The sequence below is a fragment of the Pseudoalteromonas rhizosphaerae genome, assembly GCF_028885455.1.
In the GTDB taxonomy this organism is placed as follows: Bacteria; Pseudomonadota; Gammaproteobacteria; order Enterobacterales; family Alteromonadaceae; genus Pseudoalteromonas; species Pseudoalteromonas rhizosphaerae.
Genome location: NZ_CP118496.1, coordinates 3,462,504 through 3,482,934, shown reverse-complemented (window position 1 = coordinate 3,482,934; position 20,431 = coordinate 3,462,504). Strand labels below are relative to the sequence as shown.

13 protein-coding genes and 1 pseudogene are annotated in these 20,431 nt (G+C 40.0%); 9 read left to right on the top strand and 5 right to left on the bottom strand.

Features of this window, described 5'->3' with window-relative positions; genetic code table 11:
• Positions 1 to 32 precede the first annotated feature (32 nt).
• From PVK79_RS14920 to PVK79_RS14910, 3 genes are all read left to right on the top strand, one after another.
• Positions 33 to 1,430, top strand: a complete 1,398-nt coding sequence (locus tag PVK79_RS14920) for a M28 family peptidase (protein WP_182734237.1) — start codon at positions 33 to 35, stop codon at positions 1,428 to 1,430.
• Positions 1,431 to 1,646: 216 nt separating this feature from the next.
• A complete protein-coding gene (locus PVK79_RS14915) occupies positions 1,647 to 2,078 on the top strand; it encodes a hypothetical protein (RefSeq protein ID WP_182717430.1) in 432 nt (143 codons plus the stop codon).
• A gap of 14 nt (positions 2,079 to 2,092) precedes the next feature.
• Entirely contained in the window at positions 2,093 to 2,563 is a 471-nt protein-coding gene (locus PVK79_RS14910) for a hypothetical protein (RefSeq protein WP_182830722.1), read from the top strand.
• A 147-nt stretch (positions 2,564 to 2,710) separates the two neighbouring features.
• Here the strand turns inward: PVK79_RS14910 and PVK79_RS14905 are convergent, their stop codons facing one another.
• Together PVK79_RS14905 and PVK79_RS14900 are read right to left on the bottom strand one after the other, a co-directional pair.
• Complete coding sequence (locus tag PVK79_RS14905; protein ID WP_257326087.1) at positions 2,711 to 3,886, bottom strand: zinc-binding metallopeptidase family protein; 1,176 nt, start codon at positions 3,884 to 3,886, stop codon at positions 2,711 to 2,713.
• A gap of 128 nt (positions 3,887 to 4,014) precedes the next feature.
• On the bottom strand, positions 4,015 to 4,815 hold the full coding sequence (locus PVK79_RS14900; protein WP_149982508.1) for an SHOCT domain-containing protein: 801 nt from the start codon (positions 4,813 to 4,815) through the stop codon (positions 4,015 to 4,017).
• Between the two features lie 575 nt (positions 4,816 to 5,390).
• Between PVK79_RS14900 and PVK79_RS14895 the strand changes: the two genes are divergently transcribed.
• The 5 genes and pseudogenes from PVK79_RS14895 (at position 5,391) to PVK79_RS14875 (ending at position 14,672) form a co-directional block, all read left to right on the top strand.
• A complete protein-coding gene (locus tag PVK79_RS14895) occupies positions 5,391 to 8,702 on the top strand; it encodes a transglutaminase family protein (protein WP_145233164.1) in 3,312 nt (1,103 codons plus the stop codon).
• Between the two features lie 167 nt (positions 8,703 to 8,869).
• A pseudogene (locus PVK79_RS14890) lies at positions 8,870 to 11,368 on the top strand (circularly permuted type 2 ATP-grasp protein).
• The gene (locus PVK79_RS14885; RefSeq protein ID WP_257326086.1) at positions 11,365 to 12,243 is read left to right on the top strand and encodes a transglutaminase family protein; all 879 of its coding nucleotides are present in this window, start codon (positions 11,365 to 11,367) and stop codon (positions 12,241 to 12,243) included. The pseudogene PVK79_RS14890 and the gene PVK79_RS14885 overlap by 4 nt, the downstream one beginning before the upstream one ends.
• Before the next feature lie 43 nt (positions 12,244 to 12,286).
• Positions 12,287 to 13,741 (top strand): circularly permuted type 2 ATP-grasp protein, encoded by a 1,455-nt coding sequence (locus tag PVK79_RS14880; protein ID WP_145233167.1) that lies wholly within the window; start codon positions 12,287 to 12,289, stop codon positions 13,739 to 13,741.
• Position 13,742: 1 nt separating this feature from the next.
• Positions 13,743 to 14,672 (top strand): alpha-E domain-containing protein, encoded by a 930-nt coding sequence (locus tag PVK79_RS14875; RefSeq protein WP_145233168.1) that lies wholly within the window; start codon positions 13,743 to 13,745, stop codon positions 14,670 to 14,672.
• 80 nt (positions 14,673 to 14,752) lie between these two features.
• Here PVK79_RS14875 and PVK79_RS14870 read toward each other — a convergent pair whose 3' ends face one another.
• The 3 genes from PVK79_RS14870 to PVK79_RS14860 form a co-directional block, all read right to left on the bottom strand.
• Entirely contained in the window at positions 14,753 to 16,498 is a 1,746-nt protein-coding gene (locus tag PVK79_RS14870; protein ID WP_257326085.1) for an AMP-binding protein, read from the bottom strand.
• Between the two features lie 200 nt (positions 16,499 to 16,698).
• Positions 16,699 to 17,145 (bottom strand): DUF3010 family protein, encoded by a 447-nt coding sequence (locus PVK79_RS14865; protein ID WP_145233170.1) that lies wholly within the window; start codon positions 17,143 to 17,145, stop codon positions 16,699 to 16,701.
• Positions 17,146 to 17,211: 66 nt separating this feature from the next.
• Entirely contained in the window at positions 17,212 to 18,225 is a 1,014-nt protein-coding gene (locus PVK79_RS14860) for an endonuclease/exonuclease/phosphatase family protein (RefSeq protein WP_182734231.1), read from the bottom strand.
• A 258-nt stretch (positions 18,226 to 18,483) separates the two neighbouring features.
• On the opposite strand from PVK79_RS14860, the gene thrS reads away from it, so the two are divergent.
• Entirely contained in the window at positions 18,484 to 20,394 is a 1,911-nt protein-coding gene (gene thrS / locus PVK79_RS14855; protein ID WP_145233174.1) for a threonine--tRNA ligase, read from the top strand.
• Positions 20,395 to 20,431 lie beyond the last annotated feature (37 nt).

The window sequence follows — 20,431 nt, the reverse complement described above, 5'->3', positions numbered from 1 at the left end:
ATATTTATCAAATAATAAAGAGCATCAACACTATGTCTGATCATAAAACCTATCAGCTATCGACCCTCAAGCCCGCTATTTTAATAACTACATTGTTTATTTCAACAAGCACCTTGGCCGCTGAGCTAAATTATCAAGATCAAACCAAGCTTCATGATATTGCCACTGATGTTTCAGCAACACGTATTGGCAGTGATATTCAAACACTTGTTGATTTTGGCACTCGTCATACGTTATCAGAAACGAAATCAAACACCCGAGGAATTGGTGCAGCTCGGCGTTGGATCAAGGCTGAGTTTGAGAAAATTTCTCAGCAATGCGGTGGCTGTTTAGAAGTAATAGAAGTTAAAGATACCATTTCTGGCGAAAAGCGTATTCCAAATCCTGTTGAAGTGGTGAATATTATTGCTATTCAACGCGGTACTGATCAGCCAAACCGGATGGTGATGATGTCGGGCGATATTGATTCACGGGTCAGCGATGTAATGGATTTTACCAGCGACGCACCAGGGGCGAATGATAATGCATCGGGTGTTGCTGGGGTGATTGAATCAGCTCGCGTGTTATCTAAATATAAATTTAATGGCTCAATTGTTTATGCCGCGCTTTCAGGCGAAGAGCAAGGACTTTTTGGTGGTAAAATTTTAGCCGACTATGCACAAAAGCAAGGCTGGCAAGTACACGGTGTACTCAATAATGACATGATTGGTAATATTACTGGTATTAATGGCGTTACTGATAACACGACTGCACGTATTTTCTCTGAAGGTACGCGGGTTATCGAAACCAAAGAGCAAGCGCATAAACGCCGTTTTACCGGTGGCGAGGTCGATTCAGCTAGTCGTAATTTAGCCCGTTATATCGATACCATTGCCGATCGCTATATTCCCAATCTTGACACATTGTTAGTTTATCGACTCGATCGCTTTGGTCGAGGAGGGCATCATCGCCCGTTTAACGACATGGGTTATGCTGCTGTAAGGGTAATGGAAACGAACGAAAATTATAACCATCAACATCAAGACTTACGCACTGAGGATGGTATTGTTTATGGTGATACCATTGATGGCGTTGATTTTGATTATACCGCAAAATTAACAGCGCTTAATGCGGTAAGTTTAGCGTCAATGGCATGGGCACCGGCACCACCTAATAACGTTGAAATATCAGGTGCTGTGCAACCTAGTACGACCTTAAAATGGCAAAAAAATAATGATAAAACGACCACGGGGTACAGACTCTATTGGCGTTATACCAGTGAACCACAATGGCAGTTTAGCCGCTATGTGGGTGATGTAAGTGAAGCGACTCTTAAAAATGTAGTCATTGATAATTATTATTTTGGGGTTGCTGCGGTTAATAAAGACGGTATTGAATCACCGGTGGTTTTCCCTGGCGATGTAGGTGCGTTTGAGCAAACACTAAAGTAATGTGTAGCGTCTGATATTCAAGTGTAATTACAGTTGCGCTTGAATATCAGGCAAGACAATTTAGTCGCGGACTTCGCAATTGAACAGCAATAGTTGTATTTTATGTTGACCTTAGTTTATGAATGTACGCTTTTCATACAATAATTTCAGTGAATACTTGAAGTTAATAGCTTTTTCGTATTATGGTGGAGTTAAATGTGAATTAGTTGACAGTGTATGAACCTATTTTTGCTGATTGCAGGCAGCTTAAGTGCTTTAGCCGCACTCGCTCACCTTGGTTGTATTGTTTTTGGTGCGCCGTGGTATCGCTTTTTCGGTGCTGGTGAGCACATGGCAATGCTCGCAGAGCAGGGTAAGTTGACGCCTTCGCTGATCACTTTCTTCATCGCTTTTGTATTAAGCGTTTGGTCGTTATATGCTTTTTCAGCCGCGGGTTTGTTCAAACAGCTACCTTTCATACGCTTTGTGTTAGTTGTGGTAACTGCGATTTATTTATTTCGCGGTATTGCAGGATTATATTTAATGACTAATCCGCTAGGACGCAGTGAGATGTTTTGGCTTTGGAGCTCGATCATTTGTTTACTGATTGGCGGCTTTCATTTTATAGGATTAAAACAACAATGGCTGGTTTTATCAGTTAAATATTAGCAAGGAAGGAAGCAATGTCTTTATTTGTATCGACGGATTTTAACCCCCCAGAAGCGCTGCAAACAACTGCGTTTTATTTTACTCCATTAAATGAGCAGGTAGTCGAGCTTGATTTTACTGCTGTAATGTCAAGTGTGCCGCAGCTAAAAGGTTTATTCGCCCCCAAGCCTGATTGGCCAAAAGCCGATATGACCCTTGAAGAGAATCGTCAAAGCTTAGCTCAACATGCCGCAGAGTTTAACGAAAAAAAAGCATTTGCTTATGCGATATTAAACCCTAAAAAAACACGCTGCCTAGGCTCAGTGTATATCGATCCTGGGGTAAACAATGAATTCGATAGTGAGATTACTTTTTGGCTACGTAATGATAGTCAGGAATTAAATAATACCTTACGGTTATGCATCTTACATTGGCTCGCTGAGCATTGGCCATTTGAACGAGTACGATTAATTTCAACTAAGTATCAGGCAAGCTTTAGTTTGTAATACCAAAAGTTTATAACGCAATACAGGTCATACTCATTAGCGGATGTGTTGTGTTAGCTGGCTGATAACATACTGCGGTTTGTTATCTGTGTCAGTGCTGTTAATCCGGATAGAGCATTTGCCGAAATTACATTATCAAAGCTGTTGTTATGTGTTCTCAGCTGTTGTATTTAAATCAGGCATAAGGTTAAGTCTGTTATGGATCGCGTGATGAACAAACGAAAGCTTAGTGCGTACCGCCTGTGTTAAAACAAATGGATAAGCATCAGCTAAGCCCATGCTGCGATTTAACGAATTTAAAATAATCGAAAATTCCATCCAGCTATCCAACATTACTGAGATTGATGTTTGGCTATTAAAGTAATACGAGTTTTGCGGTAGCCTTAACTCATCAGTGTCCTCAACTTCAAATTCATTACCGAGTGTAGAACCGGTAATAGAGAAATTTTTTGCTGTCTCTAAAGTATCAATAATATGCATGTAGTGCGCCCAAGTTTCTGCCCAGTCTTCAAAAGGGTGCATGGTGGCGTATTCACTAATATAGTTTTCATGCCAATTAGCAGGAGCGCCATTTTTATAATGGGCATCAATCGCTTGTTGGTAATCTAAAGAATCATCGCCAAAATATTGTTTACATAAAGCATGTTTTTGCGGTGAATTTGCAATTAACTGGTCAAAATAATAATGCCCTAACTCATGACGAAAATGACCAAGCAAAGTGCGATAGCGCTCACCCATAGCATGCTTTGTTTGTGAGCGAGCGACATCATCAGCTTCAGCCAAATTAATTGTAATATGGCCGCAGTTATGGCCAGTAAAAACATTTTCTAGACCTGCTAATTTAGTCACGAAATGGTCATTAACACTGCGGTCGGTTATAAAATCAAAACTAAGGCCACCTTCGGCATCTTGGCTGAGGTTATTTAATGGTAAAGAAAGCGCTTTAAGTGTATACAATGCTCGGCGTTTTGCTGTTTCCATTTTGGTCCAAAGTGGAATGTGTTGATTAATACTTAGATCTGGGATTGTTTCATTAAACCGACATGCGAAACACAGCACTTCTTCTGTGTCTGGCGCTGGTACAAAACTGTCGATATCAACCATGCCATTGCATGCCTTATAGTGTGCATTGTTATCACATTTTTGATAGGGCACATCAGGGGCTGACGCTTTGTAATATAAGCCCGTTGTGTCATTAAATTCGTAGGGTTCTACAAGGTTAAAATTGTCATCAATACCAACAGTTTTGCCACAGGCAAGGCAGTGACTACTTTCAAAAAACAATATTTGATTATCTTTGCAGTTACATTTAAACGTTTTCATATTTTTTACCGTATCCGTTGATAAATACAATGACAAATTATTCAGTGAACAGACTTACATTAGATATATTGCTAACAAATTATAAAGTTAGCAAATTATAAAATTACTAAGCCTGAGATTACTTGCCGTTAAATCCGTTGCAATAAATCTGATTTTTTCTCATTAAACTCAGCATCAGTGAGTGCGCCTAAATCACGTAATTGTGCTAATTTTTCAATAATGTCGAGGGTTTCATTCACTGAGTATTGCGAAGCATTAATAGCTGTCGACTCGCTACTCATCATTTTATCATTTGAGCCTGTCTCAGGGGGGGATTGCTGTTGTTTTGCAAAGTCTGTTGATTGGGCAAAGTTGGTATTGTGACTTGAATGTGTCTGAGTGAAGCTATCATCAGCAATCACTGGCAAACTATTTACGCTAATGTTTCCCCACTGGCTACTAAAGGTAAGCGATATATCGTTGCCTTGTTGCTGGCTTACTCCCCCGATCTGGTGATCGAGCGTATCATAGAGTGTGACCTGACCATTTTTTTCAATGGCTAAGCGATTAGGAAAAACAGCATAACGGGTGTTGTTTTGTGAACCGGTACTCGATGGATTACCTAAATTAACTGGCCACCACTGGTTGCTACCTAAAGTACCGGCAGGAATGACGGGGAAAACTTGGTTGTTTGCTAAAATAGTGGCAAGTTCGTTACATAAGTTATCAACGGTGTTTTTCAAGCCATTATTGAACATGTCTCCTACCATTGTCATTCCACCGCGCATCCATTGACCTGAGCCGCCAAGCTCTGGGCAATTAAACTGCGCCATTGAACCGCCGCCATTATTTACTGCAACTAACATATGTACTACTGCCTCATAACTTAAACCATAGCGGGCAGATATTCCTTTAACCAAGTTGTCACCAATGTTTGTTAATGTTTGCATAAATAGAGTCCTTAATATGAAGATAGGCGGGATATGTATTACGTCATGATCTAACTGTGAACAATCTACCTTAAGCATTGATGCTAATAATAAATTAGCAAAATAAAATGCCAACATTGCTTGTTTAAAGACACTAAGCTTGCTAGTTTGGCTTTCAGGGCGATTAAAAATCAAACTACTATAACACTGTTAAGAAGCTTAATCGTGGTTTTATTGTGAACTATTTTTTAAGTTCGTTTTAGCGAAGCATTTAACTGGTGTTGTGATTAATTGGGACTTTTTTCTATTTAATCGCTAGAAAAAACAGGCATGCTTTATTGGTGAATTACATAAAATAATAAGCGCTGTGTGATTTTTAATACTTAGCTTTGTGCTAATTTGGTGCGAATGTCGCACCAAATAATTCTTCACAGCGCTCGCTCTTTGATTCTAAACAGTCAATAGTGACCAATATATAGGCTAACAGCCTAATTTTATTATGTAATCTATATGGAATGTATATTGCTTAAATAGCAGGCAGGTAGTAGTAAGTTATACTTAAATGGCTATACAAAAAATTAAAGAGGGATTAATCGATGACAATTACTGTTGGTATAGCGCACCATACTCAATACAAGTACGACCGCCCAGTAAATATGGGGCCGCATATTTTCCGCTTACGTCCAGCACCTCATAGCCGAACTAAAATTAAAAGCTATTCATTAAAAATAGTGCCGGAAGATCATTACATCAATTGGCAGCAAGACCCTTTTGGTAATTATCAGGCAAGAGTGGTATTTAATAGCCCCACAACTGAGTTTAGTTTTACTGTTGATTTAGTGGCTGAAATGACGGTAATTAATCCGTTTGATTTCTTTTTAGAAGAATATGCTGAAGAGTTTCCATTTGAATACGATAAAGTCGCAAAGGCTGAGCTTAATCCCTATTTAAAAAAACGTAAGGCGAGTCCTAAGTTTTTAGAATTGATTGATTCGTTACGTCCGGAAAAACCAATCAGAAGTGTTGATTTTTTAGTTGCGGTCAATCAGTCAATTTATAATCTTGTTGGCTACGGCATTCGTTTAGAGCCTGGAGTTCAAACGGCGAACGAAACCATCACAAAAAAAACCGGTTCATGTCGAGATTCTGCGTGGTTGTTAGTACAACTGTTTCGTCATTTAGGTTTGGCTGCTCGTTTTGTATCTGGTTATTTAATCCAACTTACATCAGATCAAAAATCACTTGATGGCCCAAGTGGTCCTGATGAAGATTTTACTGATTTACACGCATGGACTGAAGTATATATTCCAGGCGCAGGTTGGATCGGGCTTGATCCTACCTCCGGCTTATTTGCTGGCGAAGGCCATATTCCGCTTGCGTGCACACCTGAACCTAGCTCAGCAGCACCTGTCTCTGGTGGCATAGATAAGTGCGAATCAGAATTTAGTTTTTATAACAAAGTAACGCGCGTACATGAAGACCCTCGCGTTACAAAGCCATATTCAGAAACACAATGGGCTGCAATAAACCGTTTGGGTCAGCAAGTTGATGATGTATATGTTAAGGAAGGTGTTCATTTAACAATGGGCGGTGAGCCGACGTTTATTTCTATTGATGATATGGAACATCCCCAATGGAACACAGAAGCCGACGGTAAAGAAAAACGAGTGTTAGCACAAAGCTTATTTATTGCGATGAACAAAGCATATACCAAAGGTGGCTTTACACATTATGGGCAAGGTAAATGGTATCCGGGAGAGTCACTGCCTCGCTGGCAATATGCATGTTATTGGCGAAAAGACGGTGAAGCTTTGTGGCAAGATGCCAGTTTATTAGCTGATCCGAATAAAGATTATAAATTAGACCACACAGATACCAAGCGTTTTACAGAACAGCTATGTGCAGAAATAGGCCTTGAAACCAAGGCTATCACTACAGCCTATGAAGATATTTTATATCATTTATGGCAAGAGGCATCGTTACCCAAAGAGGTGGGGCCTAAACAGCCTGAACTTCTTAGTGCAATGAGCCGTAAAGGCTTTTTAGCTAAAATGGAACAAGGTATTGAAAAGCCTGTTGGTTATGCATTGCCGCTGCAGTTTAATCAAGCGAAACATTGCTGGCAGTCATGCAAATGGGAATTTAAACGCGAATACTGTTTTTTATTACCAGGTGAATCACCCCTTGGTTATAGATTACCGCTTGATAGCCTTGAGTGGACAAGCAACATTATTGAGCGAGATCCGTTTGATATTCCAGATAACTTTACAAAAGCTAAAAAACTGCAAAAAGGCTTTATTGGTCAACAGATGATCAAAACCGCAATGGCATTGGAAGTAAGAGAAGGGCGGTTGTACATCTTTATGCCCCCAACGAGCCATTTTGAACATTATATGTCACTATTAAATGCGATTGAAAGCACCGCAAAAGCCCTGCAAATCCCGGTTGTTATTGAAGGCTATAGCCCGCCTAAAGATAGTCGTGTAGAAAAATACGCCGTGACACCTGATCCAGGTGTCATTGAAGTGAACATCCACCCATCTTCGTCATGGCAGCAATTGGTAGATAGAACAACGACACTTTACGATCTAGCCAAACAAGCACGTTTAGGAACAGATAAGTTTATGGCGGACGGTCGTCATACCGGCACCGGGGGTGGTAATCATGTCACTTTAGGTGGTGAAACGCCGCAGCAAAGCCCGTTCTTACGACGCCCAGATATTTTAAGAAGTTTTATTACTTATTGGCAGCACCATCCTGGATTATCTTATTTATTTTCAGGTTTATTTATCGGCCCTACAAGCCAAGCACCTCGTGTGGATGAAGCACGTGATGAGTTGCTCTATGAGCTTGAAATCGCATTTTCACATATGCCTGAAGGGGAAGTGCCTGAGCCATGGCTCGTTGATCGTTTGTTACGCAACTTACTTGTTGATTTAACAGGTAATACACACAGGGCGGAGTTTTGTATTGATAAGCTATATTCACCCGATTCAGCAACAGGACGACTAGGTATTGTCGAGTTTAGGGGGTTTGAAATGCCACCTCACTCACAAATGAGTTTAGTGCAAATGTTGTTATTACGGACTTTATTAGCTTGGTTTTGGAAAAAGCCTTATCACAAACCGTTGATCCGTTGGGGCACCGAATTACATGATAAATTTTTATTACCTCAGTATGTTGAAAATGATTTAGCTGAGGTTGTTAGAGATCTGCAGCAAGCTGGTTTTGCATTCCAAGTAAGTTGGCTAAACCCATTTTTTGAGTTTAGGTTCCCTGTTTGCGGCACCCGAGAACTCGATGATGTGACGTTAGAGCTTAGAACCGCGATTGAACCGTGGCATGTACTGGGTGAAGAAGCCAGTGCATCTGGTACTGCTCGGTATGTTGATTCGTCATTAGAACGCGTGCAAATCAAAGTAATTGGCACAATGAGTGACCGCTATATCGTTACATGTAATGGCCGACGCGTGCCGCTTAAAATTGTTAAAGGCAAAGCGAAAGATGAAATGGTTGCCGGGATCCGTTACCGTGCATGGCAGCCACCAACAGCGCTGCATCCTACAATTGGTGTACATGCACCGTTAGTATTTGATCTGATCGATACCTGGGAAGGCCGCTCAATGGGTGGTTTTGTCTACCATGTTAGTCATGCTGGTGGGCGAAATCCAGAAACATTACCCGTTAATGCATTTGAAGCTGAAGGGCGAAGGGTTGCACGATTTTGGGAGCATGGTCACACACCATCATTATTAGCATCTGATCAGCCTAGTTGGAGCCCATCGGCTGCGACACGAAGCTTTGAATCAGCACAATCGGTGAGTGAATTTGTTGTTCCCGATGAAGAAAATACTAATTCAGATTACCCTAATACGCTCGATTTAAGGAGACAACCTAAGTTCAAATAAATGATATTTTTGGGTTGTTAATTGTATGACTCCACTTTGACATTACGCAAAGTAGAGTCATTATTTAACAGACGCTTTTGTTAATACAATTACCAACAAATTGAACTAGAATGATAGTTTACTTTTTATAGCGGAGCGCTTTTAGCTTGTACATTAATAATAATACGATGCCAGAGCTGCCTAATTGGTTGTCTTTATACCTTGATAAACGCCACGGTCATGATGAATTGGCGGATCACAGTGGCTTAAACCCTGAGCATTGGGATACTTTATTTAATCGTTTAGCAAGTTTAACCGCTGAAGATGTAAGTAGTCGTGCCATTGAAATTACGCAACTTTTGCAAAATGGCAATATTAAAAGTGAGAGTAATCAACAGTGGCACTTCGATCCACTGCCTTTTATGTTTTCTCGAGCAGATTGGAATACGTTAGAGCAAGGCATAAAACAGCGAACTTTATTACTTAATAAGATCCAACAAGATGTTTATTCTGAGCAAAAGCTACTTTTGAGTGGGCAAATATCACCGCAGCAGCTGTACCAAGATAGTCATTACTTACGTGAAGGATTTAGCTTACCAAGTGATGAGCTAAAACTGTTTTTTACAGCGGTTGATGTGTATCGCGCACCATCGGGTGAATTTAAAGTCTTAGCTGATCATTGCCAATGTCCGTTAGGTCTAGGGCTATTGCTTAAAAACCGCATTATAGCTAGGCGCGTTATGGCTGAAGAGTTTGCTGAATGCAACGTGCAACAAATTAAAGAGTTTTTAAATTTGTTTCAAGAAGGCATTAACGAGTTTATTCATTATATGGATGATCCTCGTATTGTTATTTTAACTCAAGGGATCGATGATCCAAATTATAACGAGCATGCGTTTCTATCTACTTACTTTGGCTATACTTTAGTGCAAAGCGCTGATTTAACAGTGCGTAATGGCGAAGTGTGTTTAAAGTCATTACAAGGATTGGGGAAAATCAATGTGATTTTACGTTGGATCCCAGATCAAAGTATCGATTCACTTGAACAAACACAATACTCGTTACATGGTATTCCAGGCTTATTACAAGCTGTACGTGAGGGCTCAGTAAAAGTATTAAATCCTTTTGGTAGCGGGGTCCTCTCATCACCGGCAATACAATGTAATTTAGCCCAGCTATCAGAGCAACTTTTACAACAACCATTATTACTAGATTGCCCTAAGTACCACAGCATTGAAGATGTTAAATCATCGGATTGGTCACAGTTAGTGTTTGGTAGTTATAAAGATCCTAAACTAACACTTGATGGCCATTTAGACGCGGATAAAATTGAACAACTTATAACTAAGCAACCTAGCGATTATTATTTTCAAGATAAACCCGCATTTAGTAGCGCACCATTTTGGGATGACGGTAAGTTAATTGCAAAACCTGTGGTATTTAGGTGTTATGTATTAACCACAGAAAATGGCATCGAAGTGCTGCCATCGGCACTGTGTTTCTCTTATCAAAATAGTGCTAAAGCTAAGGGCGCTGGTTGGCTCAAAGATACTTGGATAAATACCAGTAAAGATATTGATTTAACTGAGCAAAGTGTACCAACACCAATTAAAAAAAGAATGGATGTAAGCTTACTTGAAGGGGTTATATCAAGTCGTACTGCAGAACATTTATTTTGGCTCGGTCGTTATTTAGAGCGCTGTGAAAATACCATAAGAATATTACGTATCTTTATTGATCGTTACACTGAGTTGGCTATTTATCCAGATTTAATACGCCGCAGTACTGTTGCTCGTTTGTTGGCTGCTATCAGCGCTCAGCATATTGTTTACCCTTATGTAGAGCAAGCCATCAAGCTTGAATAATTTGATAGCGCAGTGTCTAAGCAAACAGCGTTTGCTTTACTCGCTGATGAGCTACGCGCGGGTAGCATAATAAATACGTTAAATTATTTAGCGAATGCATCAGTACAGATCCAAGAATTATTGTCTCATGATAGTCGTCGTATTATTGATGAAATCAATGAGCAAGTTAAAGTGCTAAAGCATATCAATATCAACATTTCATCACGTGCGATGCAAAGTATTTTAGATAAAGTGATTGGTTTGATCATGGCCTTTAATGGCTCGTTAGTGGATTGTATGCCAAACAGCAATGGCTGGTTTTTACTTGAGATGGGTCGCAGGATTGAGCGCAGCTTACAAATCACCTCATTAACAGGGGCTTTATTAACGCAAGAACTCGAGCAAGCTGAAGAGCTTGGTTTACTCGAAGCGGTTTTGAGTAGTCAAGTTAGCTTAGTGACCCATAAACGTCGCTATAGAATGTATCAAAGTATAGGTACTGGGCTTGAGCTGTTATTACTGGATGCAGAATACCCTCGCTCATTACTTTTTCAGTTAGAGCAAATAAACCAGTTATGCAAGCATTTACCGACTAAACGCAGACAGGGAGTGATAGCAGCACATGAAAAAGCAATTTTACTTTCTAAAACGAGTTGCTATGTCACAGAAAAAGACTATCTGCAAAGGACGGACGCTGGAGTTCGTAAACAGTTAATCGAGTTTAACCATAATATTCGCCTGAACTTAAATACCTTTTGTGATGTATTATTATTGCAGTATTTTTCTCATACACAAACGGCGAATAAATTGAATTGGACTAATATTGAGCAAGCTCAATCGTGAAATATAAAATAAAGCATTCCACAACTTACAGTTATGCCGATTTTGTTAGCTTGTGTCAAAACCAAGCACGGTTAACACCAAAAACAAATCGTGCTCAGATATGCCACAGTAGTCGCATAGATATTGAGCCGCCGGCAAATTATCTACAAGAATTTACGGATTATTTTGATAATAAAGTGACCGCGTTTGAAATAGCCACTCAGCATAAAAAACTGAAAGTGACTATGACCAGTGAAGTGGAACTTTTATTAAGTGCAAATATTAACCTCGTCGACACTGATATGCCTTGGCAAGAGGCTCGCGATATCGTCGCAAAGGCAAATACATATCAGCTGTTAAAAACATCGGAGTTTATTTTGCCATCTCAATATACTCCTTTTGTACAGGGTATAAAGGAATACGCTTTAACGTCGTTTTTAGCTGATATTAGCTTGATTTGTGGCTGTAAAGATCTCATGGCACGGATTTTTCATGAGTTTCAGTATGATCCCGGTTTTACTACGATTAGTACGCCTTTGAGTGTTGTTTTTGCACAAAAAAGGGGCGTTTGCCAAGATTTTGCACATTTTGCGATAGCGTGCTTACGCAGTATTGGTTTAGCAGCACGTTATGTTAGCGGGTATATAGAAACAATGCCTCCCGAGGGGGAAGAAAAGTTAGCAGGTGCAGATGCGACCCATGCATGGTTTTCTGTGTTTGTGCCAAGGTTTGGTTGGGTAGACTTTGATCCAACAAATAATGTTATGCCTAATGAGCAGCATATAACACTTGCTGTTGGCCGTGATTTTTCTGATGTCACTCCTTTGAAAGGCGTGGTTTTTGGTGGCGGTACACAATTGCTTGATGTAGCGGTTGATATGATTCGATTGGAGTGATTAAAACAACTCAATATTAATAATGGATAAGGCGGAAGGATGTATGAAAATTGACTGGAAAGCATATCAAACAAATGGCTTTTTTGATGAATTAATAGACGCACAAGGAAATATTCGAACGCACGGTAAACAGTTAGCACAGTTTTTTTCTAGCTTATCAAAAGAAGAATTAGTTAAAGCCAGAGCTGTTGCAGATCTTGCCATAAAAGAAATGGGCATTACGTTTACAGTTTATAATGAAGGCAATATGATCGATAGAGCGTGGCCGTTTGACATTATTCCGCGCACTATTGGTAAAAAAGAATGGCAAACTATTGAGGTAGGTTTAAAACAGCGTGTTGAAGCGTTGAATCTGTTTATAAATGATTTATACCATGATCAAAAAATAATAAAAGACGGTATTTTTCCAAAAGGCTTACTCGAAAAATCAGTTAACTTTCGCTCTCAATGTGTTGGAATTACTCCGCCAAATAATATATGGGCGCATATCTGCGGCTCCGATTTAGTGCGCGATGGAAATGGCACTATGTTTGTACTCGAAGATAACTTACGCGTGCCGTCTGGGGTGTCTTATATGCTTGAGAACCGCTCTGTGATGAAACGTGTTTTCCCTGAGTTATTCGAACAAGTGTCGATTTTACCAGTTGATGATTATCCTTCACAACTGTTTGATATGTTGGCAGCAATGTCACCTCGTCCAGACGATAAGCCTGAAGTAGTGGTATTAACACCCGGTGTATTTAACTCCGCCTATTTTGAACATTGTTACCTTGCTCAAGAGATGGGCTGTGAATTAGTAGAGGGGCGTGATTTAGTAGTCGAAAAAGACGACTGTGTCTATATGCGCACAATTACAGGCTTGCAACGCGTTGATGTAATTTATCGACGCATCGACGATTTATTCTTAGATCCCGAAGCTTTTTTACCTGAATCACAATTAGGTGTACCCGGTTTAATGCGAGCATGGTCGAAAGGTAATGTGGCGTTAGTCAATGCACCCGGTGCAGGGGTTGCGGATGATAAGGTGGTTTATGCCTATGTACCTGACATCATAAAATATTACTTGGATGAAGAACCCAAGATAGAAAATGTGCCAACCTATAAGTGTTTAGATCCTAAAGAATGTGATTATGTTATTAAAAATATCGATAAACTAGTTGTCAAACCTGCAAACGAGTCGGGTGGCTATGGTTTATTGATTGGTCCTAAATCGACTAAAAAAGAGCAACAAGCAACCATTGCACAAATAAAAGCCGATCCACGGAATTGGGTAGCGCAACCAACTCTTGATTTGTCTACGGTTCCCACCCTTGACGGGACAGAGCCTGATGGACGTCACGTTGACTTGAGACCGTTTATATTATCGTCAGGTAAAGACACACAGATCACTACTGGTGGCCTTACTCGTGTTGCGATGGTGAAAGGTTCATTAGTGGTAAATTCATCTCAAGGCGGTGGTAGTAAAGATACCTGGATTGTTGACGAAGAGGCTAAATAATATGTTATCAAGAGTAGGTGAAACTTTATATTGGGTAGCTCGTTACGTTGAACGTGCAGAAAATGTTGCACGGTTAATTAATGTCAACAACATGCTGATGTTGGATTTACCTAAAGGCGTATGTACAGGCTGGGAGCCATTAATAGATATTATTGGCGCACGTCAGGCGTATGAAGATAAACACGCTGATTACACAGAGCAAAAAGCGCTGCGTTATTTACTTGTAGGTAGTGATAATGGCTCGTCTATTTTAAATTCTATTATCTATGCTAGAGAGAGCGCTCGAACAATTCGAGACGTAATGCCTCGCGATGTATGGGAAGAAATTAACTCCCTTTATTACTATGTAAAAGATAATCAAAAAGAAGGGCTTGCTAAGCGTGGCCGATTTGCTTATCTAAAGAAAATCATCGAATCAGCCCATCAAATATTTGGTGCTTTAGATGCGACTATTAACCATGATCATGGTTTTACGTTTATCCGCTTTGGGTCGTTGATAGAACGTGCTGATATGACGTCACGGATATTAGACATTCGTTCAGAGACGTTGATCACCAGCGATGAAGCAAAACCTTATGAAAATATTCAGTGGATCAGCCTATTGCGCTCGCTTAGTGCTTATCAAATGTATCGACAAGAGATGAGCGTACGGGTGCAACGTGCTGATGTATTAGAATTCGTGATGCACAGTGAAGTATTTCCACGGTCAATTTTGTTTTGCTTAATAGAGCTGAAAACGCTGATTTCACCTTTGCCAAACTCTACAGAGATTATAAATTTAATAGATGCAGTGGTAAAACAATTGAAAGCTGAAGATGTAAGAGCGCTTAAAAATGGCCACTTACACAATTATATGGATCAAATCCAAATTGAATTAGCGGGCATTCATAATGCATTAGCGCAAACGTATTTTTTAAAACCGCCAGAATAGGCCTGTTAAGCTATTAATCTCATAATACGCCCAATGTTAAAATTACATTGGGCGTTTTAACTAACGTAAGCTTTTGCTAATTATGAAAACGCGTTGTCTTTTAATTGTGCTTGCATTTGTTCGCGCATTTTAAACTTTTGTAGTTTTCCGGTAACCGTCATAGGGTAACTTTCAACAAATTGAATGTGTTTTGGTATTTTAAAATAAGCTAATTTATCTTTTAAGAAGCTGCGAATTTCTTGCTCTGTTAACACGGCATCATCTTTAGGCTGCACCCAAGCACATACTTCTTCGCCGTACTTGTCGTCACTGATGCCAAAAATAGCAGCATCTTGCACGCCAGGGTAAGTGTAAAGTACTTCTTCAATTTCGCGCGGGTAGATATTTTCGCCACCACGAATGATCATATCTTTAATTCTGCCCACTATTGCAACAAAACCTTCCGCATCCATTACACCTAAATCACCAGAGTGTAGCCAGCCTTCTTTATCGATAGTTGCGGCGGTTTTTTCTTCATCATTCCAATAGCAACGCATAATACCCGCACCACGGCTGCATACTTCGCCAGCAAGCCCTATTTTTTGTATATTACCTACTTCGTCAATAATTTTTACTTCTGTATGCGCCAGCGCGCGGCCGACGGTAGTAACTTGTTTTTCAATGGATGAGTCAATCTCCGTGGCATTATTAATGGGACTACATTCCGTTTGGCCGTAACCGATAACAACTTCATTCATATGCATCAGCGATTGTACTTTACGCATTACTTGCTCAGGACACGTCGAGCCTGCCATGATGCCCGTACGTAAACTGGATAAGTCAAAACGAGCAAAATCTTTTAGTTCCAGTTCAGCAATAAACATCGTAGGTACGCCATGCAGTGCAGTACAGCGTTCTTTTTCAACCACCTCAAGCGTGATTGTTGGATCAAAAGAATCTCCTGGAAATACTGCCGTAGCTCCTTTACTTATACATACTAAATTACCTAATACCATTCCAAAACAGTGATATAACGGCACTGGAATACACAGCTTATCATCTGCAGTTAAGCGCATTGCATTAGCCATAAGAGAACCATTATTTAAAATGTTTTTATGGGAGAGCGTAGCGCCTTTAGGATTGCCTGTTGTGCCGGAGGTAAACTGAATGTTGATATCTTGATCTGGTTGCAAAGTTGCACCAATGGCGTTGAGCTCAACGCGGTGGGCGGCCGTTGGCATTGTCATAACTTGACTAAAACTAAACATGCCTGCGGCAGGCTCATCACCAATGCGAATAATATTTTTTAAATAGGGGAGGTTTTTTGCCTGCAGTTGCCCAGCTTTTGCAGCGGCAAGTTCGGGCAGTAATTCATTAAGCATGCCTAGGTAATTACTGGCTTTGAAACTTGAAGCGGTTATAAGAGTTGAACACTCGACTGAATTTAGTGCAAATTGTAGTTCGTTTGGACGATACGCTGGGTTAATACAGACCATGATTGCGCCAATTTTGGCGGTCGCAAATTGGGTTAAGCACCACTCAAGGTTGTTTGGTGACCAGATACCAACACGATCACCTGGTTTTACACCTAAAGCCAGTAACCCCATTGCCAGCTGGTTGATCTGCTGCTGATATTCTTTATAGCTTAAACGAATGTTTTGATGATGCAGCACTATCGCAGGGTGGTCTGGATTATTGTCGACAATGTAGTCGAAGTAATCACCTATGGTTTTATTGATCAATGCTGGGCTTTGTGCTCCTTTATAGTAGCTATGCTCTAAGCCAGCTGTATCTTCGACTGTTTTATTCGCATCGGTTGCAGTTGTATTATTGTTACTTATTTGCATGTACGGTCTCCGTGTCAATGTTGTGAGAGTCTACTCAGTTAGAAAAACACAGATTGTCGACAAATGAAAGCGCTATACGACCAATGTAGTAATAAAAATGATAAATATTAGGCAATAAAAAACGCTAGCTGTAGCTACAAAAAAACATTGCAGTACACACTAGCGTAGTATCTGATTATAAATTTAACTCTAATTGAAAATTAAAGCTCTTCGCTGCGGTAGGTTTTTTTCATTAAATGTACATATGCATTTACAAACGCATTTTCTTGGTACTTTTTAAGCCCCGTTTCAGCGAAATCAATAGGAATAGGATTACGTTTTAATTGTTCTTTGATCTCGGTTGTACTGAATAAATAAACACTCAGCTCAGGGATCAATTGAATTGCAGTTTCCATTTTGAAACCGTTCGCACTACCGGCAAATTTACCTTTAGGCGCACGTTGACGAATAGCAACTGAGTCAATTTGATAGTCCTGCATAAGTTTCGCAAAATCAAATTGGAATTTACGCATTACTTCAGTGTCATTACCATTACCTAAGGTAAAGCGAGTTTGGCGAATATCTCGTATATCAAATACATCGTTATCTTTTGTTAAAATACACAGTAGTACGTCACTACCGGTAATTTCTACACCGCATGTTCTCATTGTCATTCTCTAAATAACTAATTTGGGCAGCATTATATCAATTAAACGCCTTAAAAACAGTGCATTTTAAAAACCGATTTCAATCCCAATGCCACTGTGGTCGCTTACGCAGATATCTTCATCAATTTGGTTTGGATTTAAGTGTTTATCAAAGCTTAGATAGTGCAACGATTTTATCCGCGATAATGCACAATCAGTATTAAAGTGTCCTGAGGTCAAAATATAATCAAGCACATTGCCACGACCTTGATAGTAATGTGTTGCTGGTTTTACTTTACCATTTGCCGATTCACTGCTTAATTCAAACGAATCAGTTAATCCTACAATGGGTTGTTCAAGCTCTAAACAGGGCTCGCAACGAGTAGGGTGAAATCCTTGGGTCATGAATGACAGCGCAGGGCTGTCAATATTGTCGTTAAAATCCCCCATTACTAATGTTGCACAGTTTTTTTCACGCTGGGTTTTTAGCGCATCATAATAAACAATCGAAGCTTCCAGTGAGCGTGATATTTGCGATTGCATCATGCCAACGGTTTGTTGTAATAGATTTAATAAGGGATCGTCTTGATTATGAATGTTTAAAATATGCGCCATTGAATGCACCCGTTGTGATTTAAAGTGCACCACATAGCAGGTTAAATCACCAAATTCAGGTACATCAAAACTGCATTTAATAGGTGTGCGATTAAATTTAAATTCATTTTGATTATTTAAGTACTCAAGTAGTTCTGGGCAAGGGGTGAGTTCGTGGCATGCTTGAAAAGGGATTTTCGCGGCAATCGCCACCACAGGGTTAAATAATACCTGTGGATAGAGATGATCACTGCGTGGACTGGCAACAGTAGCAAAATAGTCATAGCCTTGCTCTTTACACAAAATGGCCAATTCTTTAGGGCTAAACACCTCTTGGAAAGCAACAACCGTTGCTTGACTTTGCTGTAGAAAGTCAGTGATAAATTGCTGTTTTTGCCGCCATTGCGTTGCGTTGTAACGTTCATGTAATTGATAAAAAGAATAAGGTGGCGCCGTAAAATTAAGTAAATTTAAAGTGGCAAAACGGATACGATTAGACGTCGTCATTAGGTTATCCAACAGCTGAAATTAAATTAAGTATGAAATGCGAGGGTTATTTGTCAATTTGTCTGGCTAAATACTTGTATTTAGTGGCTCCAAACGCGACAATAACCGCTTGTGTTTGCTAAGACTCAACAAATACATTAACCAAATACGGTTAAAATTAACAATGCTTATTCGTAAAAGCGTTGTCGAGTTATTCATTTTAATTTAATAAATACATGTGATGCATTGTAGGCGTCACCACTGTAGTAAGGACTTATAATGCCAGTTATTACTCTTCCTGACGGCAGTCAGCGTAGTTTTGAAAACCCTGTAAGTACACTTGATGTAGCCAATGATATCGGCCCAGGCTTAGCAAAAGCCACTATCGCTGGTCGTGTTAATGGCACTCGTGTTGATGCCTGTGATTTAATTTCTGACGATTCTCGTCTTGAAATCATCACCGCAAAAGATGATGACGGCTTAGAAATAATTCGTCACTCATGTGCTCACTTGATAGGTCATGCAGTTAAGCAACTGTTTCCTGATGCAAAAATGGCAATTGGTCCAACGATTGATAATGGTTTTTACTATGATATCGATATGGAACATTCATTAAGTCAAGATGACTTAGAAGCTATTGAAAAGCGCATGTTGCAACTTGCTAAAACAAACTACGACGTGGTTAAGAAAACCGTAAGCTGGCAAGAAGCCCGTGATGCATTTGCAGCGCGCGGCGAAATGTACAAAATTCAAATCCTTGACGAAAACATCGCTAAAGATGACCGTCCAGGATTATATCACCACGAAGAATACATCGATATGTGTCGTGGTCCACACGTACCGAACATGCGTTTTTGCCAACATTTCAAAATAATGAAAGTAGCCGGTGCCTACTGGCGTGGCGATTCAGATAATAAAATGTTGCAGCGTATTTATGGCACTGCATGGGGCGATAAAAAGCAACTTAAAGCCTACTTACAACGTTTAGAAGAAGCCGAAAAACGTGATCACCGTCGTATTGGTAAAGCACTTGATTTATGGCATTGGCAAGAAGAAGCGCCAGGCATGGTGTTTTGGCACAACGATGGGTGGAGCATTTACCGTGAACTTGAAGAGTTTGTGCGTGAAAAGTTACGCGAGTACCAGTACGAAGAAGTAAAAGGTCCAATGATGATGGATCGTTCTTTATGGGAAAAATCAGGTCACTGGGAAAAGTATTCAGAAGCAATGTTTACCACTGAATCTGAAAAGCGTGAATACGCAATCAAACCAATGAACTGCCCAGGTCACGTACAGATCTTTAATCAAGGTTTAAAATCGTACCGTGATCTTCCACTGCGTATGGCTGAATTTGGTTGTTGTCATCGCAACGAGCCGTCAGGCGCACTTCATGGTCTAATGCGCGTACGTGGCTTTACTCAGGATGATGCCCATATCTTCTGTACTGAAGAGCAAATCATGGACGAAGTATCAGCGTGTATCCAAATGGTTTACGATACGTACGAAACATTCGGCTTTGAAAAAATTGTGGTGAAGCTGTCAACACGCCCTGAACAGCGTATTGGCGAAGATCATATGTGGGACAAAGCAGAGCTTGCATTAGCTGATGCACTGAAAGCAAATAACATCGAATTTGATTATTTACCGGGTGAAGGTGCTTTCTATGGTCCAAAAATTGAATTTACTTTGTACGATTGCTTAGACAGAGCGTGGCAGTGTGGTACAGTGCAACTAGATTTTGCATTACCAGGGCGTTTAGGGGCAACTTATGTTGCTGAAAACAACGAACGTCGTACACCTGTTATGATACACCGTGCAATATTGGGCTCTATCGAGCGCTTTATCGGTATTCTTACAGAAGAGTACGCGGGTTTATTCCCGACTTGGCTTGCACCAAAGCAAGTAGTGATTATGAATATCACTGATAAACAAGCTGCTTATGTGCAGGAAATTGTACAAAAATTAAATAAACTTGGAATTAGAGCCGCTGCTGACTTGAGAAATGAGAAGATTGGCTTTAAAATCCGTGAACACACATTAAAACGTATCCCATATTTACTTGTTGTTGGTGATAAAGAAGTTGAACAACAAGAAGTAGCTGTACGTACCCGCACAGGTGAAGACTTGGGCAAATTTAATGTTGATGAATTTGTCGCTAAAATTAGCGAAGAAATTAAAAATCGACTATAAAAACTCTGCGTGTAGGGCATACATTTAATTGCTAACT